The sequence below is a fragment of the Sorangium sp. So ce1335 genome (assembly GCF_051521615.1).
Lineage (GTDB): Bacteria > Myxococcota_A > Polyangia > Polyangiales > Polyangiaceae > Sorangium.
In genome coordinates this window covers 9191233-9216595 of sequence record NZ_CP150363.1, presented here as the reverse complement: position 1 = coordinate 9216595, position 25363 = coordinate 9191233, and the positions used below count along the sequence as shown (strand labels likewise).

Sequence of the window (25363 nt, the reverse complement as noted above, 5' to 3'; positions counted from 1 at the left end):
ACTTTACGCTTTGTGTGGTGGTCGCGTGGGCGAGACCACGCTGCGCCGTCTGGATTGCGGTTGCCAGCGCTGGCCGCGTGCGTAGGCGGGAGCCGGCTGTGGACACGGAGACGATAGTTCGCACGGAGGGCAACAAGCGATCACGCCAGACAATGGTCGTTCGTGGGGGGGTATCGGCGAAAGGATGACGCGCCTGAAGTGGAGCATCCAGGCGCTCGCCGCTCCGGCCTTCGAGCAGATTCGACTGTTTCCCAGGTTCGTGTGCGTGGCGGACGAGCTCGCGATCGACGTCGAGGAGGCGCTGAGAGGGATCCGGAGCGTGGGCCGTCCACGGGCCGCCGGCTTGAGTTCCTGGGAGGCAGTCCAGCAGCACAGCGCGCTTGCCGGCGCAGCGCGACCTCACTGCGCGTCATGACGCCATGTCCCGCTGCGCAGCGCGGCCGCCTGCCGGCGTTCCTTGCGAGCCGCAGATCTCCGCGCGATCCACCGCCCGCGCGTCAGAGCGTCGTGCCGCGCGCCGCCCGCGCGAGCGCCTGGTCGATCGCGTGCGGGCTGAACCCGACGAGGATCTGCCCGCGGACGTCGATGATCGGGATGCTGCCGCCGCGCTGGTGGCTCTTCGCGAGCTTGTCCTGCATCTCGGCGGCCGCGGTCGGGTCCTCCTCGATGTCCTTGACGATCGAGGCGACGCCCTTCGCGCGCAGGTAGTCCGCGGCCTGGTGGCACGGCTTGCACCACGAGGCGCCGTAGATGATCACGGTGACGCCGGCGAGCTGGCTCGGCGCCCCCGGCGCACCGGGGCCCGCCGGGCCGCCAGGGCCCGCCGGGCCGCCAGGGACCGGCGCCGCGGGCGGGGGCGCCGTCTTCGCGAGGTGCTCGGCGCGGCGCTTCTCCAGCTGCGACTCCCACTCCCGCCGCGGCATCGTCCGGACCGCATACGTGCCGTCCGGGCGCTTCTGCGTCAGATCCGCGACGTAGAAGACGTCGCGCGTGCCCTCCGTCCGGTCCGAGAGCATCGCGCGCACCATCGAGCGGCCCTCGGCGGGCACGTCGGCCGGCCGGAGCTCGACGTGGGTGTCGCCCTTCTCGTCGATCCACGTGAGCATCAGGTTCGCCGTGTCGTCGCGCAGCTCGAGCGGCGGCAGCTCGGCCGGCGCCGCTGCCGGGGTGGTGCCGTCGTCGCGCTTCTCCGTGCACGCCGCCGGCCCGAGCGCCGCCGACCCGAGCGCCGCCGCCGCGAGCGCCAGGAGCGCCGCCGCGCGGCGGGCGCGCGCCGCGACGCCGCGCGCGCCGGCCCCCGCGCCGCGCGCCGCGCCCGTCACGCCCCGCCTCCCGCCGTCGCCGAGGCGCCGAGCTCCTCGCTGAGCGCCATCCACTCGGCCATCGCCGCGTCGACGCGCTTCGCGAGCGCCTGCTCCTTGCGCGCGGCCTCCGCGAGCTTCGCCCAGTCGCCGCCGGGGTCCTTCTTCAGCTCCTCGCGCATCTCGGCGAGCTGCGACTCGCCGGCCGCGATCTCCGCCTCCAGCTCCTTGACCCGCTTGCGCTTCCGCTCCACGGCCCGCGCCGCCGCCTTGTCGCTCTCGAACGAGCGCCGCCGCGCCGCCGCGTCCGCAGCGTCGTCCTGCGGCGGCATCGTCGCGCCGCTCCGGCGCACCGCGCGGCCGCCGCCCGCCTTCGCGCCCCTGTCGGCCGCGGCCGCGCCGCCCCGCTGCTCGTCGCGCGCCGCCGGCGCGCCGCCCCGCCCGCCCCGGGCCGGGCCGCGCTCCGCCTCGCGCTGCTCGGCCTCGCGCGCCGCCGCCTCGGCCGCGAGCTTCTCGAGGTTGTCGCGGTAGTCGCGGAAGCCGCCGGGGTAGACGTCCACGCGCCCCTCGCGCACGGCCACGATGCGCGTCGTCACCTGCTCCAGGAACCGCCGGTCGTGCGAGACGAGCAGCACCGTGCCCTCGAACCCCGTGAGCGCCTCCTCGAGGATCTCGGCCGCCGGGATGTCGAGGTGGTTCGTCGGCTCGTCGAGGAAGAGCAGGTTGCGCGGCTCGAGCAAGAGCTTCGCGAGCGCGAGCCGGCTCCGCTCGCCGCCCGAGAAGCCCTGGACCTTCCGGAGCGCGTCGTCGCCGTAGAAGCGGAAGCGCGACAGGTACTGGCGCGTGGCGTCGACGTTCATGTCGGCGCGGACGCTGCGGATCTCCTCGACCGCGGTCCGCTGCGGGTCGAGCGAGCCGAGGTGCTGGTCGAAGTAGCCCTGGCAGAGGTTCGTCCCGCGCCGGACGTCGCCGACGTCCTCGGGCGCGCCCGCGCCGGCGAGCAGCTTGAGCAGCGTCGACTTGCCGGTGCCGTTCGGGCCGACGATGCCGACGCGGTCGCCGCGCCGGAGGAGCAGGTCGACGCCGGAGAAGAGCGCGCGCCCGCCGCGGGAGGCGCCGAGCCCGCGCGCGTCGAGCACGATGTCCCCGCTGCGCGGGGCGGGCGCGAACCGGAAGCGGACCTTCTCGGCGGTGGCCCAGACGTCCTCGGGCCGATCGATGGTCTCGAGCTTCTCGAGCATCTTGCGCCGGCTCTGCGCCTGCTTCGTCTTCTGGCCGGCGATGTTGCGCCGGATGAAGTCCTCGGTCTTCGCGACGAACGCCTCCTGCCGCTCGGCGAGCTCCCGCTCGCGGGCGAGGTCCTCCTCGCGGGCGACCGCGTAGTCGCTGTACTTGAGCGGGTAGACGCGGAAGCTGCGGTGCCCGAGCTCCATCGTGTTCGGGCAGACGGCGTCGAGGAAGGCGCGGTCGTGCGAGACGCAGAGCAGCGCGCCGGAGAGGCCGGCGAGGTGCTGCTCGAGCCAGGTGATCGTCTCGATGTCGAGGTGGTTCGTCGGCTCGTCGAGCAGGAGGAGGTCGGGCTCGATGGCGAGCACGACGCCGAGCTGCAGGCGGCCGCGCTCGCCGCCGGACAGGCTCGCGACGGGGCGATCCATGTCGGCGGGCCTGAAGCCGAGGTGGGCGGCGATGATCTCGACGCGGCGCTCGAGGTCGTCGCCGCCGGCGATGTGGTAGCGGTCGGTGAGGTCGCTGAGCCGGGCGAGGTCGGCCTCGCTGCCGCTGGCGGCGGCGTGCTGCGCCGCGGTGAGGGCGTGGCGCAGCTCGAGCACCTCGGAGAACCCGGAGAGGAAGGCGTCGAGCACCGTGCCCTCGGCGTGGAGCTCGTGCGACTGCCGGAAGTAGGCGACCCGGACGCCCTTGCGGATCACGACCGAGCCCGTGTCCGGGGTGAGCTCCCGGGCCACGAGGCGGAGCAGCGTGGATTTGCCCGCGCCGTTCGGCGCGACGAGCGCGGCGCGCTGGCCGTGCTCCAGGGAGAAGGTGATGCCCTGGAAGAGCTTGTCGGCGCCGTAACCGAAGCTGAGGTCGGCGACCTGGAGTACCGTCATCGCGGCCGAGTTCTAGCATGGGTGGGGCGCGCGCAAGGGCGCCCGGGGCGGGCCCGGTCCGTGGGGGCACCCCGTGGACCGACGGCCGGTCCCGACCTGGAGGCGGCGGGCGAGGGAGCGCCTCGCCGGCGCGGTCCGCGCGCCTCGCCGGCGCGATCGGGCGCGCCTCGCCGCCTGGGCGAGCGAGGCGCGCCTCGCCGCCTGGGCGAGCGAGGCGCGCCGTCGGGCTCAGGTCTCGTCCGTCGCCGCCTTCACGGCCGGGCGCTCCGCGATGCGGTCGAGCCACCCCTTCAGGTTCTTCAGGTCGGCGATGTCGATCTTGGCCGCCATGAGGCCCCAGCCGAGCATGGCCACGAAGTCGAGATCCACGAGGGTACAGCGCTCTCCGAGGACGTACGGGCGACCGTCGAGGCGCTCGTCGAGGATGCGGAGCAGCGCGCGCACCTCGGTCAGGGTCTGCTCGGCTTGCTTCTCGTTGTGCAGCTCCTTGGGGAAATAGTCGCTCGTGTTCGCCATGTAGCGGAACAGCGCGCCGAAGAGGCTGACCTGGCCCCAGACAAGCCAGCTCAGGGCCGTGAGCTGCTCGGGCGAGCCGGGGGCCGGCCAGAGGCCTTTCTGGACGCCGTACCGCTCGCCGAGGGCGATCTGGATCGCCACCGACTCGAACATCGGGGTGCCGTCGATCACGACGGTGGGCACCTTGCCGTTCGGGTTGAGGGCGAGGAAGTCCGGCTTCTTCTGGTCGCCGGCGCGCAGGTCGACCCGGACGACCTCGTGGGGGACGTCGAGCTCGGCGAGCGACACGCGGATGCGGAAAGCGCTGGACTGCGGGGCGTAGTAGAACGTGATGGACATGGCGTTCCTCCGGCGCCCCTTGTAGTCGACCCGGCGGGCTCGCGTCACGCGCCGTTTGCGAAGGACCGCGCGGTGCATCCGTGGCTTCGTCGAGCGAGAGGACGTCACGGGTTTGCCATGTGCAGCAAGAAACCGACGTGCCTTGATTGGCGAGCGGCGAGGCGGTGTCTCAAGCACGGATGGGAGAGAAGATGACGAGCGCCGACGCCATGAGCATTCCTTCTCCGCTCCTGCGCTCTTGACCGTTCAAAGCACGCTCCCGGGCAAGGCGCTGGTCCTGAACAACGCTGTCCGTGGCCGGTACGGCGCATCGCGCCGGTCACCCTCCCACCACCGGCGCCGGAGCCCGCCATCGCCGTTCCGGACAGGGGCGCGAGCGCTTCCCCGGCCCGCGGCATCATCCTTGCTCATGCACGGGCCGTGGCGCCCCCGAGCTCGGGAGGCGCGCTCTGGAAGGGGAACACGATGCGCAACACACTTCTTCACTTTCATTTCGTCCCGATCCTCCTTGCCCTCGCCGCCGGCTGCTCCAGCGGTGAGCCGCAGCCCCCCGGCACGGAGCCGCCCACGCCGGTCGAGCCCGCGCCGCTCGGACCCGAGCAGCAGGCGGAGCTCAAGTCGCTGCTCGACGAGCGCGACGCCTCGGCGGACATGACCGCCGAGGAGTTCGCCGCGAAGTACGCCGTCAGCTTCTCCTCGAGCCTGCCCTACGCGCCGGCGGACGCCGAGCACCTGCCGCTCATCCAGGGCTCCTCGCTCGCGCTCGACGACGACGAGCTCGCGAAGCTCTCGAAGAACGGCTTCGTCATCTCCGAGAAGAAGAGCTTCCCGACCTTCGTCTACGGCTACGAGAGCATCTACGCCCTCGACCTGCCGCTCTACGTGTCCGCCGACTCGATCCTGTACGCTGTCCACCGATCGTACGACGCGATCCTGAAGGCCGTGGAGCTCGCCGCGCTCGCCCCCGAGCTCGGCAAGATGCTCGAGGAGATGCGCGCGCGGCTCGCTGCGGGCGCCGGCGGCGAGCTCGGCGACGAGGCGCGCGCCGACGCGGACCTCTACACGGCCGTCGCGCTCGCGCTCCTCACGGGCGCGTCCGTCGCGCCCGTCGCGGGCGCGGACGCCGGGAAGATCGACGAGCTCGTCGCGGGCGCGAAGGCCCACCAGGGCATGAGCGAGGTGCGCCTCTTCGGCTCCACGCGGCTCATGGACTTCTCGCAGTTCGAGCCGCGCGGCCACTACACCGACGAGGTCGAGCTCGAGCGCTACTTCCGCAGCATGATGTGGCTCGGCCGCGTCGACTTCCGCTTCCTGGAGACCCAGACCGACGGCACGCAGGTCCTCCAGCGGCGGCAGCTCGAGGGCGCGTACGTGCTGCGCGCGCTCTCCGACGCGAAGACCCTCGACCGCTACACGCGCATCGACGACACGATCCAGGCCTTCGTCGGCGAGAGCGACTACATGACGCTGCCCCAGCTCGACGACCTGCTCAAGGACCTCGGCCTGAGCGACGCCGCCGGGCTCGCCGGGCTCACCGACGAGCAGATCGTCGAGGTCGTGATGGAGAAGGGCCACGGGACGCAGCGGATCTCGAGCCACATCATGATCAACGGGCTCGGCAAGGGCACGCTGCCCCTCTCGTCGAGCTTCGCGCTGCTCGGCCAGCGCTACGTCGTCGACTCGCACGTCTTCTCGAACGTCGTCTATGACCGGGTGAAGGGCGGCGCCCTCAAGCGCATGATGCCGAACCCGCTCGACGTCGGCTTCGCCGCGCTCGGCAATGACCAGGCGGGCCTCCTGCTCGGGCCCGAGCTCGGCCAGTTCCCCTACGCGCCCGATCTCCACATGATGCGCGTGCTCGTCGACGCGCACCCCGACGACTTCTGGGGCAAGAACCTCTACAACCGCTGGCTGGTCGCGCTGCGGGAGCTGTCGCCGGCGAAGGCGCTCGGCGACGCCGAGGGGCTGCCCAGCGTGGCGAAGACCGAGGCGTGGGGCCGGCGCCTGCTCAACACCCAGCTCGCCTCGTGGGCCGAGCTCCGGCACGACACGCTGCTCTACGCCAAGCAGTCGTACACCGGCGGCGCCACGTGCGAGTTCCCGGACGCCTACGTGGACCCGTACCCGGGGTTCTACGCGCGCATCGCCGAGATGGCCGAGCACGGCGGCAACGTCGTCGAGGCGCTCGACCTGTCGAGCGAGCCGTGGCTCGAGGAGCGCGTGCCGGCCTATTTCTCGCGCCTGCACGAGGTCGCGACCCTCCTCGGCGAGATGGCCGCGAACGAGCGCGCCGGCGTGCCCCTCACGCAGGAGCACCTCGACTTCATCAACCAGGCCGTGAGGATCCAGATGGGCTGCGGCTCCCCCGAGGGCGCCGAGGGCTGGTACGCCCAGCTCTTCTTCAACGTGCTGGAGGGCGTCAAGCAGGACCCGACCATCGCCGACGTGCACACGCAGCCGACCGACGAGGTCGGGACGCCGGTCGGGCGCGTGCTCCACGTGGGCACCGGCCTGCCGCGGCTCATGGTCGTCACCGCCGACCCGTGCGGCACGCCGCGCGCGTTCGTGGGGCTCGCCTCGTCGTACTTCGAGAAGATCACCGAGGACTTCGAGCGCATGACCGACGAGGAGTGGGCCGGCTCCATCAAGGAGACGAGGCCCGACGACGTCGCCTGGATGAAGGACCTCGTCTCCCGCTGATCCGCCCCGCGACGACGCGCCGCCGCGGTCCCGTCCCGCTGGAACTGTGCCGGGCTGTGCCGGCGCGTCATCGCGATCACGGGCTTGCCTGCCGATCGGATCGGGACGCTGTGAACCGCCAAGGCGCCAAGGACGCCAAGAAAACACAAAGATCTTGGCGTCTCATGGCGTCTTGGCGGTTCCATCATCCCGTCAGGGTGGGGAATTCCCCCGCCGCCCCGGAGAGCCTCCGGTTTGAATTTCAATTCACCCCGGGCCTCCGGAGAGCCTCCGGTTTGAATTTCAATTCACCCCGGGCCTCCGGAGAGCCTCCGGTTTGAATTTCAATTCAGTCCGGCGGCTCCGGGGAGCCTCCGGTTTGAATTTCAATTCACCCCGGGCCTCCGGAGAGCCTCCGGTTTGAATTTCAATTCACCCCGGGCCTCCGGAGAGCCTCCGGTTTGAATTTGAATTCACCCCGGAGCCTCCGGCTCCACATCAAGCGGAATCCTGCCGCCTCCCTGTGCTCGCCCTTCGTCCCCGGCGGACCGGGGCGCGCCTCACGCCGCCGCGGCGGCCGACTGGAAGGCGCGCGAGAGCTCCTCCGGGGCCGGCAGCGCCGAGCTCGCGAGCCCCCGCCGCGCCACCGCGAGCCAGCGGATCGGGTCGGCGACGGCGCCGCTCGCGATCGCCGCGAGCAGGCGGCGGCGCATCCAGTCCTTGCGGCGGTAAAAGCTCGTGCCGTGCTCGGCCATCGGGCGCGGGACGTAGCTCGCCAGCGAGACGTGCGTCTTCTCGTGCAGCAGGAGATCGGCCAGCGCGGTGAAGGCGACGGCGTCATCGCGCTGGAGCACCGCGGTGAGCAGCGCCCGCACCCGCGCGGAGGCGAGGTTCACGCTGATGCCGCTCCCGTCGGTGTGCGCCATCTCGTCGGGGCCGTAGAGGTCCTGGTGCACCCAGATCGGCGACGTCGGCAGGTCCGCGGCCTCGGAGATCGCCGCGTCGAGCCGCTCGATGACCGTCATGGCCGCCGCCGCGGCGCGGACGCCGGGCACGTCGGCCGCCGTCTTCAGGAGCGCGTCGCGCGAGGTGCGGGGCATCGGGCTCGACGCGGCGGCCGGCGCGCGCGGCACCGCCGACGACGCGGGCGGCGGCGGCGGCGCGGCCGCGCCCTCGGTCGCGAGGCGCCGCCAGAACGCGAGCGCGAGCGGCTCGTCGAGCGCGAGGTACACGAGCTCCCCGGGCCGCGCGCCCGGCGCCTCCCGCCCGGAACCGGGACCGGCGCCGAGAGACGCCTCGGGCGCCGCGGCCGAGGTGCCCTGCGGCCAGCGCGCGGTGCTCCGGGCCCCGGCCGACGGCAGCGGCGGGGCGCCCTCGAGCGGGCGGAGCACGCCGGCCCGGTGCGCGTGGAGCAGCTCGCGCAGCGTGAGCGCCGCGCTCCGCCAGTGGAGCTGGCCGAGCGGCGGGGAGGCCGCCGCGCCGTGCGACCGCGGGGCGGCGTCGACGACGATCGACCGGAAGAGGGGCGCGTCGAGCAGCCCGCCCGCGAAGCGGATGACCTGCTCGGGGGCCGCCACCGTCGGCGTGCGCGCCATCGGATCGAGCTCCTCCACCGCCTGGGCGGAGGCGATCGTGATGCTCTCGCCGAGCAGCGCCCCGTGCACGAGCCGGTCGAGCACCGACGAGAGCCGGTGATCCACCGCGCGCAAGAGCTCGCGGTCGTACAGCGCGTCGCGCAGGATGAAGCGCTCGAACGCGGCGACCAGCGCCGCCTCGACCGCCGCCGACGCGCTCGCCGCGACCGCGGAGCGGCCCTTGTTCAGCGGCACGCCGAGCGGCAGCTCCGCGACGAGGCCGAAGCCAGCCGCGGTGATCGCCCGCGCGATCTCGCGGTGCAGCCCGAGCTCGGGGCCGGGGAAGGGGTCGATCCGCGCGGTCACCGTGAGCCCCTTCTGGGTGATCGTGAGCTGCGGCTCGACGCCGTCGCCGCGGCCGACGAGGAGCTCGAGCGCGCCGCAGAGCTCTCCCGAGGGCGGGAGCCGGAGCGGCACCTCCGCGGCGCGGCGGAGGCGCGCCCGCGCCGTGTTGACGAGCGCGCCGTCGACGTAGATGCGCGCCGCGGTGGGGTCGACGAGCCCCGCGGCGGCGGCGATCTCCGCGGCGAGCGCCGGCCGCGCGATCGGCTGCGCGAGCGACAGCCGCACCGTGGTGCCCGTCGCCGGGCGGCGCGGCGGATCGAAGGCGCGCGGCGGCAGCGGCGCGCGCGCGGCGGCGTCGCCCGCGGCCGGCGGCGCGGGCGCCTGGCGGGGCAGGGGCAGGAGCGTCCACGAGAAGTCCTCGTGGCGCGGCCCGACGCCGAGCGGCGCGACGAGCAGCCGGTGGCCGCCCGACGCGGTCGCGGTGACCACCTCGATCCACGGCGCGATCTCGAGCGCCGAGAAGAAGCCGATCCCGTGCTCGCCGATCGCGTCGGGCTCGCCGGTCTTGCCGCTCCGGAACGGGACGAGCAGGTCGGTGAGCAGCTCGGTCCGGGTCATGCCGCGGCCCTGGTCGGAGATCGAGATCTCGCGCCCGTCCTCGGTCGAGCGGACGTCGATGCGGGCGCCGGGGGGCGAGGCGTCGAGCGCGTTCTGGAGCAGCTCGCGCAGCGGGCCGATCCGCGACGATGCCTGCGCGTAGATGGTGCGCGAGAGGATGCGCTGCGCGAGGTCGGGCACCGTGGCCTCGCTGCGGCAGGCGGCGACGAGGGCGAGGCGCTCCGCGGGGCTCGCCTCGAGGTAGGCCTCGGCGCGCCCGTGAATCCGCACGAGGAGCAGCTCAGAGAAAAGCCCGTACGAGATATGGGTCATGGCTGGCCTCCGGACGTCCTTTCGCCGGGCCGGGGCGCGGCGCAGGCCGCCCCCTCCACGGGTTCGCCGACGATGAGATCGCGCTCGAGATCGGCCTCGCGCACGCCGGAGGCCCGGTCGAAGGCGGCCCGCAGCGCGTACCAGTCGCTCCAGCCGGAGGGCCGCCGCACCGCCGGGCTGTCGTCGCGGACGAGCAGCATCCGGCGCGTCCCGAGGCACGGCAGCGGGCCGGGGGGGCGCCGCACCGCCGCCTCAGGGAACGTGGAGGCGAAGGTGGGCGCGAACGTGGGCGCGCCCGGCGCCCGGCGCGGCGCGGCCGCGTCGCCCGCGCCCCCGCCGCGGTCGGGCGGGAGCCGGCTCCGGCAGAGGGCGACGAGCGTCGTGTGCGGGTTCGCCGCGCGGGCGAGCAGCAGGGGCAGCCCCGCGAGGTCGCCGCGGCGCCGCGCGAGCGCCGCGAGCGTCTCCGGCGGGTCGACCTCGAGCTCGTCCTCGAGGAGCTCGCGCTCGCCGGGCAGGTGGGGCTGCCACTCGCGCTCCGCCCAGAAGCTCTCGGGCACGAAGAGGCGCTCGGCCACGCTCGGCCCGAGGAACCCGAGCAGCGCCTCGCGCCGCTCGGGCGTCACCATGCAGCGCCCGGGGCCGAGCAGCGCGCGCGCGAGGTCGCGGGCCACCTCGTCCCAGCCCGCGGACTGCAGCAAGAGGGCGCTGATCTGCGCGGCCACCTCGGCGAGCCGGTCGCGCGCGCGCCGGCCCTCGCCGCTCGCGGCGGCGAGCTGGATGAGCCGCCGGTAGAAGGCCGTCGCGGCCGCGGTGAACTCCGGCCCGACCTTGAGCGCGTCGCGCCCCTCGGTCAGCTCCACGGCGGCAGGGAAATCGATGAGCGCGAGCTCGGCGAGGGCGAGGCAGGCGTCGACCTTGACGCCGGCGTGGAAGGTGGCCGCCGAGATGCTCGGGAGCAGCCCGCGCCCGCCGATGTGGAAGCGCGCGAGCAGCGCGTCGCCGCGGTCGCGGCCCGCGGGCGCGATCGGCTCGTGGACGAGCTGCCCGCCCGAGATGAGCCGGCCGTCGTTCACGGCCGCGCCGTCGAGCAGCACGAGGGCGCGGCTCGCCGGGAAGAAGTGGAGCGCGTCGCGCACGTACGCGCGGACCGCGCTCGCCTCGAGCAGCGCCGAGGTGACGCGCACGCGCGTGCCGAGCAGCGGCGCGATCCGGCGCACCGAGCACATGAGCGCGGCGGCGAGCTCCGGCGCCGCGCGGCCGCGGCCGCGCCCCACCTCCTCCGGGGCGGACACGGGCGCCTCGGGCGCCTCGCCCGCGCCCGGCCAGGGCACGACGCGGATCGCCCACCCCTCGACGCCGTCGCCGGTCGTCAGATGGAGGCTGAAGCTCTCCGGGTCCGAGAGCCCGAACCCGAGCACCGAGAAGAACCCGACACCGAACCGGCCGAGGTCGATCCCGGGGCGCTTGTCTGTCGCGAACGGGATGAGCAGCCGTGAGAGGATTGCCCGCAGCCCCATGCCGACGCCGGTGTCGCAGACGTCGACCCGCCCGTCGGCGACGGCGACGTCGACGAGCGGCTGCGGCCCGCGGGCCGCGTCGGCGGCGTTGAGCACGAGCTCGATGAGCGGCCGGAGCGGGTGCCCGAACTGGCGGGAGATCTCCTCGTCGAGGACCTTCAGCAGATAGACGCGGTCGATCGGCGGCTCGGCGATGTCGCGCTGCCCTGCGCACAGCGCCTCGAGCGCTGGACGGTGCAGGCCGATGGCGACCAGCTCGTGCAGCGACCCGAGGAAGTACAGCCCGGCGTCTCCTTGCAGGGGCGCAGCGCGCCGGCCGCCACCCCCGTCTCCCCCCGCTCCGTAGTGCGCGTGCACGCTCGACCGCTCCCCCTCACGCCCGCCCTCGACATCCCCCCTGCGCGAAGAGCGCGCACCGACCGTGCGAAACCGCGCCGAGGGAGCGCCGAGCGGCGAACGATCGCCGGAGCTTTCACTGCCCGTGCCGAGCCGAGCCGTCGGGCGGCGGCCGTCCGTCCTTCAGCGCAGCCGCCGGGGGCATCGGCCTCCGGCGCGAGCGCAGCCGAGGGGCGCACCGGCGCTCCTGCCGCTCCTGCGCGCCGCAGACGCCGGCTATCCGCCTGTTGCGCGCCTACCCCGCGGCCCGCCGCGCCGGGGGCGAGCTCGGGGCGCCGCGGGTCTCGTCGTCCGCGGCGTCGCCCTCCTCGCTCTCCGCGGCGTCGTCGCGGCCGCCGCGGCGCGTCGGCGCGCCGCGGGGGCGCGCGGCGCTCTGGGGCTGTGTGGTGCTCTGGGGGAGCGGCGTGGAGGTATGGGGCGAGTCGGCGATGTGGGGCAGGAGATCCGAGAGCTCCAGCGCGCTCCACTTGCCCGGCGGCGGGATCGAGACCACCCCGGCGCGCTCGCGCTCGAGGCGCGCGTTCAGCTCGCCCCCGATGAGCAGCGCCAGGGCCAGGAGCCAGAGCCAGAAGAGGAAGATCGCGACGGTCGCGAGGCTCCCGTAGAAGGTGGCGTAGCGGCCGAGGGTGGCGACGTAGAGCGAGAAGAGGGTCGACACGATCGACCAGAGCGCCACCGTGAGCACCGCGCCCGGGAAGATCCGGCGCCGCTCGATGTTCGGGCGCTGGATCGAGATCCTGAAGAACGCGGCCACCATGCAGGTGACGAGCCCCGCGGGGAGCGCGAACGCGACGATGCGCGCGCCGATGGATCCCGAGAGCGAGCCGATCAGCACGCCGAGGCCCGCGACGACGGGCACCACGGCCAGGCTGGCCATCACGCAGGCCGCCGCGATCGCCCTGCGGATGTACCAGGGGCGCTCGCGGACGTTGTAGATGGTGTCGAACACGCCCATGGCGGTCGAGAGCCCGGACGACGTGATCCAGAGGAAGCCGGTGATGCTGATCGGGGCGACGGCCGACGACTGCGAGAGCCGGAGGAGCTCGTCGGAGACGATCACGGCGACCTCCGGGGGCGCCGCCCGGAGGATCGGCCGAACCACGACGTCCGACCACTGCTGGATCCGGCTGAGCACGTAGCCGGCGAACGCTGCCAGGGGGATCAGGCTGAGGAACGCGTCGAAGGCCATCGCGCTCGCCGCCCGCGGCGCGTTGTGGCGATCCAGGCTGATGATGACGCTCCACACCGCCTTGGCGGCGCGGTGGCGCTCGATGTGTCGCCGGATCGGAGCAGGCACGCGAGCAGCCTCGCTCTCCCTTGTGCGGGGCGCAATACCATCCGCCGTGCGCTCCCGGCTCCGCCGACCCCGGGACCCGGGCCTCGGCCCCGCGTTCGCGGCTAGGCGTCGGCCTTTGTGTCAGCGGCGAGGAGACTTTGCACCGCGTAGGGCACGGACTCGACCCCGGCGAGCTCGGCGAGCGCGTAGGCGATGTGCTCGCGGCTCGCGTGCGGCGGGATGCCGACGATCGCCCAGGAGCCCCCCTCGCCGCGCTGGAGGTTCTGCCCGCGCTCGACCCGGAGCGCGGCGAGCGCCGGGTAGACGGCCACGGTCATGCGCTTGGGCCGCAGGCGGTCCAGCGCGCGCATGGCGAAGGCGATCCGGTCGAACTCGGTGGGATCGCGGTACTCGACGAGCCGCTGCCGGTCGATCTCCACGTGGTGGGGGTCTCGCTCGCGCACCGCAGGAGCATAGCCCACGCGGGCCGCCCTGCCGCCCCGGGCGCGCGGATCCGGGTGTCCGCCCGCCCGCGAGGCCCGCCCGCGAGGCCCGCCCCGCGAGGCCCGCCCCGCGAGGATGAATTGCAGGGCGCCTCCGGCGCCGGTCACAGCGGGTCACAGCGGGACGACGCGGCCCGGTCGCGGCGCGCCACGCCCCCGAACAGCTTGCCCGCCAGGGGGGCTCCCAGGGCGGGCGCGCGCCCGAGCGCCGGACAAACCAAGGGCCGTGGGTGCCGGCGCAGGCCGGCCATGCTACGCGCCGGAGCGCCATGGATAGCCTCCCTCTCCTCGCCGATCACCCGTATGCCTCGTTCCTCGATCAGGTCGAGAAGCCCGCGCGCTACGCGGGCGGCGAGGTCGGCTCGGTCGTCAAGGACTGGGCGTCGGTCGAGGCGCGCGTCTGCCTGGCCTTCCCGGACATCTACGACATCGGGATGAGCCACCTCGGCTTCAAGATCCTCTACAAGCTCCTGAACGACGACCCGCGCACCCTCGCCGAGCGCTGCTACGCGCCCTGGGTCGACATGGAGGCCCAGCTCGTGAAGCGCGGGCTGCCGCTCGTCTCCCTCGAGTCGGCCCGCCCGCTCCGGGACTTCGACGTCGTGGGCTTCTCGCTGCAGTTCGAGCTCACCTACTCGAACATCCTCACGATGCTGCACCTCGGCGGCGTCCCGCTGCGCTCGGCCGACCGCGGCGAGGACGACCCGATCGTGATCGCGGGCGGCCCGACCGCGACCCACCCGGAGCCGGTCGCCCCGTTCCTCGACGCCCTCGTCATCGGCGACGGCGAGGAGAAGGCCACGGAGGTGGCCCTCACGTGGACCCGCCTGAAGCGCGAGGGCGTGCCGCGGCGCGAGCGGCTCGTCGCGATCGCGCGCCTCGGCGCCGTCTACGTGCCCTCGCTCTACGCGACCCGGCGCGACCCGGACACCGGCCTCGAGGTCGTGGACCGCCCGCTCGTCCCCGGGATCCCGTTCCCGGTCGAGCGCGCCCTCGTCGATCTCGACCGCTACCCGTTCCCCGACGAGAGCCCGACCGGCGGCCCCGAGGCGATCTTCGACCGCATGTCGATCGAGGTCGCGCGCGGCTGCACCGAGGGGTGCCGCTTCTGCCAGGCCGGCATGATCTACCGCCCCGTCCGCGAGCGCGATCCCGAGCAGATCGTCGACACGGTGATGCGCGCGGTGAAGAAGTCCGGCCAGGACGAGGTCTCGCTCACGGCGCTGTCGACCGCCGACGTCTCGTGCATCTCGCCGCTCATCAAGAAGGTCACCGATCGCCTCACCGCCGAGCGGATCTCGCTCGGCGTCTCGTCGCTGCGCGCCTACGGGCTCGAGCCCGATCTGCTCGACGAGCTGAAGCGCGTGCGCGCGACCGGCCTGACGTTCGCGCCCGAGGCGGGGACCCAGCGCATGCGCGACGTCGTGAACAAGAACGTCACGGAGGAGCAGCTCCTCGAGACGGCCGAGCGGGTGTTCAGCCGCGGCTGGGGGAAGATGAAGCTCTACTTCATGATCGGCCTCCCCACCGAGACCGACGAGGACGTGCGCGGCATCGTCGAGACGGGCGCCCGCGCGGCGGGCGCCGGGCGGAAGGCGGCCGGCAAGGGCAAGCCGGCCGACGTGACGGTCAGCGTCTCGACGCACGTGCCGAAGCCCCACACGCCGTTCCAGTGGGCGGCCATGGACACGCTCGCGGAGGTCGCGCGCAAGCAGCAGATCCTCCGGGACACGGTGCGGCCCTACCGCGCCGTCACGCTGAAGACCCACGAGGCCCACGCCAGCGTCCTCGAGGGCATCTTCGCCCGCGGCGACCGCCCCCTCGCGGACATCCTCGAGCGGGCCTGGCGAAACGGCGCCCGCTTCGACTCGTGGGACGACCAGCTCAAGCTCTCGGTGTGGGAGGAGGCGTTCGCGCACGCGGCCGTCGACAGGGCGAAGTACCTGGGCACCCTCCCGGTGACGGCGCGGCTGCCGTGGGACCACATCGACGTGGGCCTCGAGGAGGGCTTCCTCGCGCGGGAGTACAGGAAGGCGCTCCAGAACCGCCTCAGCCCGCCGTGCGGCAAGGTCGCCGGCATGTTCGTTCACCACACGAACCTCGACGACGCCCGCGCCGACACGCGCCGGCTCGTCTGTTACGACTGCGGCGTCGCCTGCGACATGACGCAGATGCGCGAGGAGCGGCTGACCTTCCTCGACCGGCTGGGCGCCCACAAGCGCTCGCTGCCGATCGTCACGGACGCCGCCGCCGCGGCGCCGCCGGAGGCCGCGGCGCCGGAGGCCGCGGCGCCGGAGGCCGCGGCGCCGGAGGCCGCGGCGGCGCCGGAGGCCGCAGCGCCGCCGAAGGCCGCGGCGCGGCGCGTGCCGCAGGGGCGTGGCGGCTTCCGCTACCGCTTCCGCTTCGAGAAGACCGGACCGGTGGCGCTGCTCGGCCACCTCGACGTCGTGCGCGAGCTGCCCCGCGTGCTCCGCCGCGTCGGCGCGCCGATGACGTACACCGCGGGCTTCCACCCGAAGCCGGACATGACGTTCTCGCCGGCCCTCTCGCTCGGCGTGATCAGCCTCGACGAGTACGTCGACCTCCGCCTCGAGCGCGAGCTCGACCCCGCCGCCCTCGACGCGCTCGTCGCGTCGATGACCGCCGCGAGCCCGCGCGGGCTCGTGTTCCGCGGCGCCGCGAGGCTCGGCCCGGAGGACCCGTCCGTGAGCAAGCTGATCGCCGGGGCCCGCTACGCGATCGCGTTCGCGCGCTCCGCCATCGGCGGCGACGCGGAGGCGACCCTCGCGGCCCGGTGCAGCGCCGCCCTGTCGGCCGCCTCGCTGCCGATCCGCCGCGAGATCGACCGGCTCGCGAAGATGGTCGACGTGCGCCAGTACCTCGTCCGGGCCGAGGTCGGCGGGCCCGAGGTGCTCTCGGCGCTCGCGCGCGCGGGGCTCGCCGGCGATCTCGTCGCCCTCGACGTCGAGGTCGACATCCGCGGCTCGGGGGCGGTGAAGTCGTCCGAGGTCGCCGCCGTGATCGCGGGGGAGCCCGGGGGAGCGCCGGGCGTGATCACGCCGCCGCCGCACCGCGCCGTGCGGCTCGAGCTCTTCGGCCGCGCCGCGCCGGCGGGCTCCGCCGCGGGCGAGCGCTTCTCGCTGCTCGACCTCGATCGGGCGCGCCGCGTCAAAGCCGCGCCGGAGCGGGCGGCGCCCGCGCCGCTCGCGGCCGACGCCGGGTGAGCCAGGCCGCGTACGGTCGCAGCGGGAAACTCCATCGTGGGTCCGCGGCGATCGAGCGCGCGAGCGCGCGGGCGATCGCGCGCAGATCGGCTACGCTGCGCTCGGCGTCATGGCAAACGAGGGTCACGAGACCGAATGCTGCGCCGCGCGCCTCGCCGCGGCGGGAGCGGTCGGCGCGAGCGTCGCTCACGAGCTGCGCAACGCCCTCGCGGTCGCCGAGTCGTCGCTCTACCTGGCGCAGCGGGACCTCGACGACAGGCCTCGCCTGCTGCGCCACCTCGACCGGGTGACGTGCGAGATCCGCAAGGCGCACGAGGTCATCGGCAGCGTCCTCGGGCTGGCGCGCGGCGAGCCGCTGCGGCGCGAGCCGGCGCCGGTGGGCAAGCTGATCGAGAGCGCCCGGCACGCGCTGGTCCTGCCCACGGCGGTCCGCTTCGAGGTCGCCGTCGCGCCGGCCGATCTCACGCTCCTGTGCGACCCGATCCTGCTCGAGCGCGTCTTCTCGAACCTGTACCTCAACGCGATCGAGGCGCTCGACAACGCGCCCGGCGGCTCGATCGTCACGCGCGCGTGGCGCGGCGACGAGCGGACGTACCTCGAGGTCGAGGACAACGGCCCCGGCGTCCATCCGTGCGTGATCGACCGCCTCTTCGAGCCGCTCGTCACGGCCAAGGTGAAGGGGACCGGCCTCGGCCTCGCGCTGAGCCGTGTGATCATCGAGGCCCACGGCGGCGAGATCACCGCGACAGCGGGCCGCTCCCGGGGCACGGCGTTCCGCATGTGGCTGCCCAGCGCGTGACACGCGCTGGCTGCCCAGCGCGTAACACGCGCCGAGGGCCGCCGCGGCTGAGCGCGGCGCGGCGACCCGCCAGGGCGCGCCGTCCACGTGCTATCCTCTTCCCATGCCCTCGATGCAGGCCAAGGGCCGGGCGGCGGAGCGCGGCCCGTTTCGCGTGGAGCACGTCCGCTCGGGTGACCCGTACGAGCTGTCGAACGGCCACCCCATCTACTGCGCCCCCACGGGGGGGCGCGGCTCCGGGCCGCAGCACCTGGGCAGCTCGGTCGTCGGCTGGGACCCGGCGGTCCGGGAGGCCGGCGTGGACACGGGCTACGCCCTGGATGGGGGGACGCTCCGCGCGCCCGACGTCGCGGTGGGCAACGTGCCCGACAAGCCCGGTTGGGTGAAGGGGGTCCCGGAGCTCGCGATCGAGTACGCCGACGTGGGGCAGGACGAGCAGAAGCTCCAGGAGAAGATCGCCGATCTGCTCGCGGCCGGCACGAAGCTCCTCTGGGTCGTGCGCCTGAGCGGCCCGCGGCGGGTCGAGGTGCACGAGCCCCGCCGGGAGATGCGCGTCGTGCTGCCCGGGGGGCTCCTGAGCGCCCCGGGCATCCTGAAGAACGCGGTCCGCGTGGAGGCGCTCTACGATCGCAGCGAGGCGGAGAAGACGACGCTGACCAACCTGCTCCAGCGGCAGGGCTACGAGGACCTCGATGCCGTCCTCGCGGCGGGGCGCGCGCAGGGGCGCGAGCAGGGGCGCGCGCAGGGGCGCGAGCAGGGGCGCGAGGAAGGCGTCCTCGAGGGCAAGCGCGACGCGCTGAAGCGCGTCCTCGACCGGCGAGGGCTGCGGCTCACGAAGACCGCGGCGGCGAAGATCGCGTCGTGCAAGAGCGAGCGCGAGCTCGACGGCTGGCTCGATCGCGCCCTCGTCGCGTCGACGACCGCCGAGGTCTTCAGGCGCGCCGGCCGCTGACCCGGCCCGCGCCGCGCGGTCAGGCGCGGCCGCGGCCGCGGACGAGCTCCGTGACGGCCTCCCCCAGGCCCTCGAGCGTGAGCGCGAACATCGGGAAGATGCCCTTGATCGCATCGACGGTCGGGTGAGGGTAGGGGCCGATCCCGTCGGGGTTCAGCCACACCGCGCGGTCGAAATGATCGCGGAGCATCATGAGCCAGGCGACGCCGGGGAGCCTCGCGTCGGACTCGAACGACGATCGCCAGTCGCCGGCCCCCCCGCCGCCGAAGCCTGACGAGCCCAGGAGCTCGTACGGCGCCATCGACGCGTCCCCGACCATCACGAGCTTGTAGTGCTTGCCGCACTCGTGGAGGAGCTCGCGCACCGGCACGGGCTCCTGGAGCCCCTCGGTCCTGTACACCTTTTCGTAGACGCAGTTGTGGAAGTAGTAGCTCCTCAGCTCCTTCCAGTGCGTCGCGCGCTTCGCCGCGCTGAAGAGCTGCGACACGAGCGCGGCGTTGGGATCCATCGAGCCGCCCACGTCCATCATCAGGATCACGCGCGTGTTCGGCCGGCGCGGGGGGCGCGTGACGATCTCGATCTCGCCCGCGTTCCTGGCCGTCGCGTCGATGGTCGCCTCGACGTCGAGCTCGCGATCGCCGCCCTCGCGCGCGAAGGCGCGCAGCTTGCGCAGCGCCACCTCGATCTGGCGCACGTCGAGGGTGAGATCGCTGCGGTAAGGCCGGTAGCGGCGCGCGTCGGCGTTCTGCACGGCGCCGCTCCGGCCGCCCGCCGAGCCGCCGACCTGGATCCCGCTCGGGTTGTAGCCGCCGCGGCCGAACGGCGACGTGCCGCCGGTGCCGATCCAGCGGCTGCCCCCGTCGTGGCGCTCCCGCTGCTCGCGGAGGCGCTCCTCGAACCGCCGGAGCACCTCCTCGACGTCGAGCTCCTCGATCATCGCCCTCTCCTCCTCGGAGAGGGCGCGCATCTTGATGGGATCCCTGAGCCACGAGAGCAGCTCCTCGGCGATCGCCTTGGCCTCCACGTGGACGCCGCGGAAGTGCTTGGCGAACGCGAGATCGAAGTCGTCGAGGTGCGCCTCGGAGTGGACGAGCATCGCCCGCGCGACCTGGTAGAAGCCGTCGAGCGAGCTGTCGTGGAGCCCCGCGGCGAGCGCCTGCGCGAGGCCGATCGCCTCCTGGGCGCCGACCGGGACCTTGCGGGCCCGGAGCTCGTAGAGGAACTCGACGAACATCGCTACGACCGGTAGCGCCTGCCGCCGGCGAGCTGGTCGGCGAGCGCGACGAGGTCCTGCTCCTTCTTGAGCAGCGCGCCGAGGAACGGCAGCGTCTTGTCGAGCTTCACCTCCTGCACGCCCGCCCTGCGCAGCACGGCGATCCAGTCGATGAGCTCGCTCGTCGAGGGCCGCTTCCGGATCCGGGCGTTCTTCCGGATCTCGTAGAAGGCCTGCATCGCCTGCTCGGCGAGCGCCCGATCGAGGTCGGGGTGGTGGACGCGGACGATCTCCCGCATGAACTCCGGCTCCGGGAAATCGATGAAGTGGAAGACGCAGCGGCGCAGGAAGGCGTCCGGCAGCTCCTTCTCGTTGTTGCTCGTGATGATCACGACCGGCCGCTCCCGGGCCGTGATCTCGTCGCCCGTCTCGGTGATGCGGAAGCGCATCCGATCGAGCTCGTGCAGGAGGTCGTTCGGGAACTCGAGGTCGGCCTTGTCGACCTCGTCGATGAGGAGCACGACGCGCCGCTCGGCGCTGAACGCCTTCCCGAGGGGGCCGAGCTTGATGTAGCGGCGGATGTCGCGCACGTCGCCGTCGCCGAAGCGCGCGTCGTAGAGCCGCTGCACCGTGTCGTAGACGTAGAGCCCGTCCTGGGCCCGCGTGGTGCTCTTGACGTGCCAGGGGATGAGCTCGGCCGAGAGGCCCTGCGCGATGGCCTCGGCGAGCAGCGTCTTGCCGGTGCCGGGCTCTCCCTTGACGAGGAGCGGCCGCTCCAGGACCAGCGCGCAGTTGACGGCGGCCTCGAGCGCCTCGTTCGTGAGGTAGCGTTCGGTGCCGCGGAAGCGGCGGAAATCGGACATGCGGGAACGGTAGCACTCGCCGGCGCGCCCGCGCCGCCCGGCAGCGCGCGCGTCAGAGCCAGTTGCGCGCGAGGTAGGCTGTCCACGAGGCCGCCCGCTCCCAGAGGGGGCGCTGGGCCCAGTGCGCGACGGTGATCTCGCGGCAATGGGCGAGGTCGTCGGCGAACATCCGCTCCATGGCGCTCGCGAACCCGCGGTGCGCGACGACGGCGTTCACCTCGAGGTTCATGCGCAGCGACTGGCTGTCGAGGTTCGTCGAGCCGACGGTGGACCACGCGCCGTCGATGACCGCGGTCTTGGCGTGCAGGACGCGGCCGCGCCACTCGAACATGCGGGCGCCGGCGTCGAGGAGGTGGCCGTAGATGGTGCGCGACGCGAGCAGGACCGCGGGCACGTCGGTGGTGCCGGCGACCATGATGCGGACGTCGACGCCGCGGCGGGCCGCGGCGCCGAGCGCGTGGATGATCCGGAGCGGCGGCAGGAAGTAGGCGTTGGTGATGAAGATCCGCCGCCGCGCGCGCTCGATGGCGTGCCGGTAGGCGTCGCGGATGCCGTGGCGGTGCCTCCGGCGGGGGAGGTCGTTGCTGACGATCTGGACGGCGGGGTCGGGCCTGCGCCCGGGGTAGCTGTAGCGTTGCTCGTCGACGGGGGCGCCGCCGGCGCGCCGCCACGTGCGCAGGAAGAAGTACTGGAGCTCGGCCGCGGCGGGGCCCTCGATGCGAAGGTGGGTGTCGCGCCAGCCGGCGCCGCCGTCCTCCGGAGCGGCGTAGTCGTCGGAGATGTTGAGGCCGCCGGTGAACGCGACGGCGCCGTCGACGATGAGCGCCTTGCGGTGGTCGCGGCGCGCGACCTTCTCGAACGGGGCGGAGAGCTCGAGGGGGCGGAAGGCGAGGGGCCGGACGCCGGCGCGGCGGAGGCCGTCGAGGAACGCCGGCGAGACGGAGGAGCCCCAGGCGTCGAAGAGCAGGCTCACCTCGACGCCCGCGGCCGCCCGCTCGGCGAGGGCCTCGGCGAAGCGCTGGCCGGCGCGGTCGCCCCGGAGGATGTACGTCTCGAGGCAGACGGTGCGCCGGGCGCGGGCGATAACCTCGAGCATGGCCGGGTAGGCCTGGGCGCCGTCCTTGAGGAGCGCCAGGCGATGGGCGCCGACGGTCATCTCGGCGAACGGGGGCTCGGCGGGCGCGCGGGGGGGCTGGGACATACAGCGACGGGCCGGGCTCCTCGGGATGAGGCGGCGCGATGATAGCGCGGTTGGGGGGACGGCATCGGCCGATCGGCGATCCCGGGGGGACGGCCCGAGGCGGGGCGGGCGAGTGCCGTGGGAGGAGGTCGGGGCAAGCAGGTAATTTCGGAGGATGATCGGATATCCGGTCGATGAGGGATGATGGCGGGGAGCGGCCTTATTTGCGACGGGCGGGTTGGACTCGACCTGGGCGCACGGGCATCATCCAGCGTCCTGAGAGGAGCGCTGCGACTCCGGGGCTCTGAACGGCGGCTTGCGCGGAGAGAGGGCACGCGATGGCACCCAGGCGAGCGAAGGGGGAACACGCCGTCGAGGACGAGCTGTCGAGCGCGGGCGGACGCGAGCACGGATATCCGAGGCCGCAGCTCCGGCGCGCCGGGTGGACTTCCCTGAACGGGACCTGGGCGTTCGCGCTCGATGCGCAGGCGAGGTGGAAGAGGCCCGGCGAGGTCGCGTGGGATCGCGCCATCGAGGTCCCGTTCTCGCCGGAGACGGAGCAGAGCGGGATCGGGGAGATGGGCTTCTTTTGCGCCTGCTTCTACCGACGCACGTTCGAGGCGCCCGAGCTCCGGGAGGGCGAGCGGCTGATCCTGCACTTCGGCGCCGTCGACTACGAGGCCACCGTCTGGGTGGACGGGAGCCTCGTCGCGCGCCACGTCGGCGGGTACACCCCCTTCAGCGTCGACATCACCGATTTTCTCGGCGCGTCCGGGCCGCACGAGATCGTCGTCCGCGCCGAGGACGACCCCGCCGATCTGGCCAAGCCGCGCGGCAAGCAGGACTGGCACCGGGAGCCACACTCGATCTGGTACCCGCGCACGACAGGCATCTGGCAGACCGTCTGGATGGAGCGCGTCCCGAGGACGTGGATCGGCGCGGTGCGCTGGGCGTCGAGCCTCACCCGCTGGGAGCTCGACTGCCTCGTGAGGGTCGCGGGCGCGCGGCGCGACGACCTGCGCCTCCGGGTGCGGCTGCACTGCGACGACGCGCTGCTCGCCGACGACACGTACGCCTTCGTCGCGGGCGAGGTGCACCGGCGCGTCGCGCTCTCCGACCCGGGCATCGACGACTTCCGGAACCACCTCCTGTGGAGCCCCGAGTCGCCCACCCTGATCCAGGCGGAGATCGAGCTCCTCGGCCCTGGCGGGGAGGTGCTCGATCGGGTCCGGAGCTACACGGCGCTGCGCTCGATCGCGATCCAGGGCGATCGCATCGTGCTCAACGGGAGGCCGCTCCCGCTCAGGATGGTGCTGGATCAGGGCTACTGGCCCGCGACCGGGATGACGCCGCCGGACGATCACGCGCTCCGCCGCGACGTCGAGCTCGCGCGCGCGATGGGCTTCAACGGCGTGCGCAAGCACCAGAAGATCGAGGACCCGCGCTACCTCTACTGGGCGGATACGCTCGGCCTCCTGGTCTGGGAGGAGATGCCGAGCGCCTACCGCTTCACCGCGCAGTCGGTCGACCGCCTCACGCGGGAGTGGATCGACGTGATCGAGCGCGACTACAGCCACCCGTGCGTCATGGCGTGGGTGCCGTTCAACGAGTCCTGGGGCGTGCCGAACCTGCCGGACAACGCGCGGGAGCGCCACTGGGTCGAGGCGCTCTACCACCTCACCAGGACGCTCGACTCGACGCGCCCCGTCGTCGGCAACGACGGCTGGGAGAGCGTCGCGACAGACATCATCGGGATCCACGACTACGACGCCGACGCGGAGCGCATCGCGCGGCGCTACCACGCCGAGGATGTCCGTCCCCGGCTGTTCCAGCGGGAGCGCCCCGGCGGGCGCCTGCTGGTGCTCGACGGAAAGACCCAGACGAGCGATCTCCCGATCATCCTGTCGGAGTTCGGCGGGATCGCGCTCCGGCGGGGCACCCCGGGGATCTGGGGCTATTCGCTCTGCGACGACGCGAGGTCGTTCGCCCGTGCTTATGAGAGCCTGCTCGCCGCCGTGCGCTCGGTCGAGCTGCTCAGCGGCTTCTGTTACACGCAGTTCGCCGACACGTACCAGGAGGCGAACGGCCTTCTCTGTGCGGATCGAACGCCGAAGTTCCCGCTCCACGAGATCGCCGCCGCGACGCGCGGCCGCGTCGCCGGCCACCCGCAGCCCGACGGCCTGGAGCTCCGCGGACGCGAGGGGCCCCGGCAGGAAGGCGTCGTCGATCCCCTGGTAGAGGACGGCGGATAGCCGACCCGCGGCGACCGGCCTCCAGCGCTCCCGCGCGGGCAGCCGGCGCCCGATCTCGTCCACCGCAGGGGCTCGCGCGGGCCGGTTCCTCTCGACCAACGCGCCTTCGTCCCGCGCTCCTCCATCATCGCGACGTCGCGAGAGCGCGGTGACGCCGCGTCGCGGCGCGCTTCACGGCATGCTCCTTGAATAGCGCTCGTCCCGAGCCCGGGCCGGGACCGAGGTGCACACCGAGACTCGAGCGGGAGGGATCGATGAGCGCGAGATCGCAGCCAGACGTGATCTGCTTTTCGCACCTGCGTTTCAGCTTCGTGTTTCAGCGACCACAGCACCTGCTCACGCGCTGCGCGCGGCGCCGCCGCGTCTTCTTCTTCGAGGAGCCGCTGTTCGACGGCCGGCTGCCGCGCCTCGAGGAGGCCTCGACCGAGCACCAGGGCGTCCGCGTCGCGACTCCGCACCTGCCCGCCGGCGCCGAGGCGCCACGGGCCTCCGCTCTGCAGCGCGAGCTCCTCGACGACATGATGAAGCGCCACGGGATCACCGATGTCGTGCTCTGGTATTACACGCCGATGGCGCTCTCGTTCTCTCGGCACCTCGCGCCCGCCGCGACCGTGTACGATTGCATGGATGAGCTCTCGGCGTTCGCCGGGGCGCCCCCGGCCATCAGGGAGCGCGAGGCCGAGCTCCTGCGCCGCGCCGACCTCGTGTTCGCCGGCGGCGCGAGCCTCTACGAGGCGAAGCGGGCGCTGCACCCGAGCGTGCACGCGCTCCCGAGCAGCGTCGACGTCGCGCACTTCGCCAGGGCGCGGGCCGCCTCCCGGGTCGAGCCCGCCGACCAGGCGCGCATCCCGAGGCCGCGCCTCGGCTTCTTCGGCGTCCTCGACGAGCGCATGGATCTCGATCTCATCGCCGCCGTCGCCGCGCTGCGGCCAGCCTGGCAGCTCGTGCTCGTGGGACCGGTGGTCAAGATCGACCCGTCGATATTGCCCCGCGCCCCGAACATCCACCTCCTCGGGCAGAAGCGGTATGAGGAGCTCCCCGCGTATCTCGGCGGCTGGGACGTGGCGCTCCTGCCCTTCGCCCGGAACGAGGCCACGCGCTTCATCAGCCCCACGAAGACGCCGGAGTACCTGGCCGGCGGCAAGCCCGTCGTCTCGACGTCGATCCGCGACGTGGTGCGGCCCTATGGCGAGCTCGGCCTGGTGCGCATCGCGGACGCGCCCGGCGATTTCGTGGCCGCCGTGGAGGCCGCGCTGGCCGAGGATCCCGGCCCGCTGCTCGCGCGCGCGGACGACCTGCTCGGGCAGCGCTCGTGGGACGCGACCTGGGCCAGGATGGAGCGCCTGCTGGAGGGCGCGCTGGAGCGCCGCGCCCGGGCCGCGGCGGCGAGGTGAGC

At 73.5% G+C, this 25363-nt stretch carries 17 protein-coding genes; 7 read left to right on the top strand and 10 right to left on the bottom strand.

Annotated elements, in window-relative coordinates:
* The first annotated feature begins 184 nt into the window (after positions 1-184).
* Positions 185-415 carry a hypothetical protein gene (locus tag WMF24_RS34175; protein WP_437731634.1) on the top strand — a complete coding sequence of 77 codons (231 nt, stop codon included), beginning with the start codon at positions 185-187 and terminating at the stop codon, positions 413-415.
* Positions 416-497: 82 nt separating this feature from the next.
* Here the strand turns inward: WMF24_RS34175 and WMF24_RS34170 are convergent, their stop codons facing one another.
* The 3 genes from WMF24_RS34170 to WMF24_RS34160 form a co-directional block, all read right to left on the bottom strand.
* Entirely contained in the window at positions 498-1322 is an 825-nt protein-coding gene (locus WMF24_RS34170) for a glutaredoxin domain-containing protein (RefSeq protein ID WP_437731633.1), read from the bottom strand.
* On the bottom strand, positions 1319-3409 hold the full coding sequence (locus WMF24_RS34165; RefSeq protein ID WP_437731632.1) for an ABC-F family ATP-binding cassette domain-containing protein: 2091 nt from the start codon (positions 3407-3409) through the stop codon (positions 1319-1321). Before WMF24_RS34165 ends, WMF24_RS34170 begins: the two co-directional genes overlap by 4 nt.
* 228 nt (positions 3410-3637) lie before the next feature.
* Positions 3638-4264 carry a glutathione S-transferase family protein gene (locus tag WMF24_RS34160; RefSeq protein ID WP_437731631.1) on the bottom strand — a complete coding sequence of 209 codons (627 nt, stop codon included), beginning with the start codon at positions 4262-4264 and terminating at the stop codon, positions 3638-3640.
* A 465-nt stretch (positions 4265-4729) separates the two neighbouring features.
* Between WMF24_RS34160 and WMF24_RS34155 the strand changes: the two genes are divergently transcribed.
* Positions 4730-6964, top strand: a complete 2235-nt coding sequence (locus tag WMF24_RS34155; RefSeq protein ID WP_437731630.1) for a DUF3160 domain-containing protein — start codon at positions 4730-4732, stop codon at positions 6962-6964.
* Positions 6965-7503: 539 nt separating this feature from the next.
* Here WMF24_RS34155 and WMF24_RS34150 read toward each other — a convergent pair.
* From WMF24_RS34150 to WMF24_RS34135, 4 genes are all read right to left on the bottom strand, one after another.
* Positions 7504-9792: an ATP-binding protein gene (locus WMF24_RS34150; RefSeq protein WP_437731629.1), complete on the bottom strand. Its 2289-nt coding sequence runs from the start codon at positions 9790-9792 to the stop codon at positions 7504-7506.
* Positions 9789-11666 carry an ATP-binding protein gene (locus WMF24_RS34145; protein WP_437731628.1) on the bottom strand — a complete coding sequence of 626 codons (1878 nt, stop codon included), beginning with the start codon at positions 11664-11666 and terminating at the stop codon, positions 9789-9791. Before WMF24_RS34145 ends, WMF24_RS34150 begins: the two co-directional genes overlap by 4 nt.
* 274 nt (positions 11667-11940) lie before the next feature.
* The gene (locus WMF24_RS34140) at positions 11941-13002 is read right to left on the bottom strand and encodes a YihY/virulence factor BrkB family protein (protein WP_437731627.1); all 1062 of its coding nucleotides are present in this window, start codon (positions 13000-13002) and stop codon (positions 11941-11943) included.
* A gap of 101 nt (positions 13003-13103) precedes the next feature.
* Entirely contained in the window at positions 13104-13445 is a 342-nt protein-coding gene (locus tag WMF24_RS34135) for a hypothetical protein (RefSeq protein ID WP_437731626.1), read from the bottom strand.
* Between the two features lie 308 nt (positions 13446-13753).
* Between WMF24_RS34135 and WMF24_RS34130 the strand changes: the two genes are divergently transcribed.
* From WMF24_RS34130 to WMF24_RS34120, 3 genes are all read left to right on the top strand, one after another.
* Positions 13754-16708 (top strand): TIGR03960 family B12-binding radical SAM protein, encoded by a 2955-nt coding sequence (locus WMF24_RS34130; RefSeq protein ID WP_437731625.1) that lies wholly within the window; start codon positions 13754-13756, stop codon positions 16706-16708.
* A gap of 109 nt (positions 16709-16817) precedes the next feature.
* On the top strand, positions 16818-17507 hold the full coding sequence (locus WMF24_RS34125) for a sensor histidine kinase (RefSeq protein WP_437731624.1): 690 nt from the start codon (positions 16818-16820) through the stop codon (positions 17505-17507).
* Positions 17508-17610: 103 nt separating this feature from the next.
* Positions 17611-18459, top strand: coding sequence for a Uma2 family endonuclease (locus WMF24_RS34120; RefSeq protein WP_437731623.1), 849 nt, complete (start codon positions 17611-17613; stop codon positions 18457-18459).
* A 19-nt stretch (positions 18460-18478) separates the two neighbouring features.
* Here the strand turns inward: WMF24_RS34120 and WMF24_RS34115 are convergent, their stop codons facing one another.
* The 3 genes from WMF24_RS34115 to WMF24_RS34105 are packed head-to-tail and all read right to left on the bottom strand — an operon-like array spanning position 18479 to position 21736.
* Positions 18479-19693 (bottom strand): vWA domain-containing protein, encoded by a 1215-nt coding sequence (locus tag WMF24_RS34115; protein WP_437731622.1) that lies wholly within the window; start codon positions 19691-19693, stop codon positions 18479-18481.
* A 2-nt stretch (positions 19694-19695) separates the two neighbouring features.
* Positions 19696-20535 carry an AAA family ATPase gene (locus WMF24_RS34110; RefSeq protein WP_437731621.1) on the bottom strand — a complete coding sequence of 280 codons (840 nt, stop codon included), beginning with the start codon at positions 20533-20535 and terminating at the stop codon, positions 19696-19698.
* A gap of 52 nt (positions 20536-20587) precedes the next feature.
* Positions 20588-21736, bottom strand: a complete 1149-nt coding sequence (locus WMF24_RS34105) for a phospholipase D-like domain-containing protein (protein ID WP_437731620.1) — start codon at positions 21734-21736, stop codon at positions 20588-20590.
* A gap of 317 nt (positions 21737-22053) precedes the next feature.
* On the opposite strand from WMF24_RS34105, the gene WMF24_RS34100 reads away from it, so the two are divergent.
* Together WMF24_RS34100 and WMF24_RS34095 are read left to right on the top strand one after the other, a co-directional pair.
* On the top strand, positions 22054-23967 hold the full coding sequence (locus WMF24_RS34100) for a glycoside hydrolase family 2 protein (protein WP_437731619.1): 1914 nt from the start codon (positions 22054-22056) through the stop codon (positions 23965-23967).
* Positions 23968-24221: 254 nt separating this feature from the next.
* The gene (locus tag WMF24_RS34095) at positions 24222-25361 is read left to right on the top strand and encodes a glycosyltransferase family 1 protein (protein ID WP_437731618.1); all 1140 of its coding nucleotides are present in this window, start codon (positions 24222-24224) and stop codon (positions 25359-25361) included.
* The last annotated feature ends 2 nt before the right edge of the window (positions 25362-25363 follow it).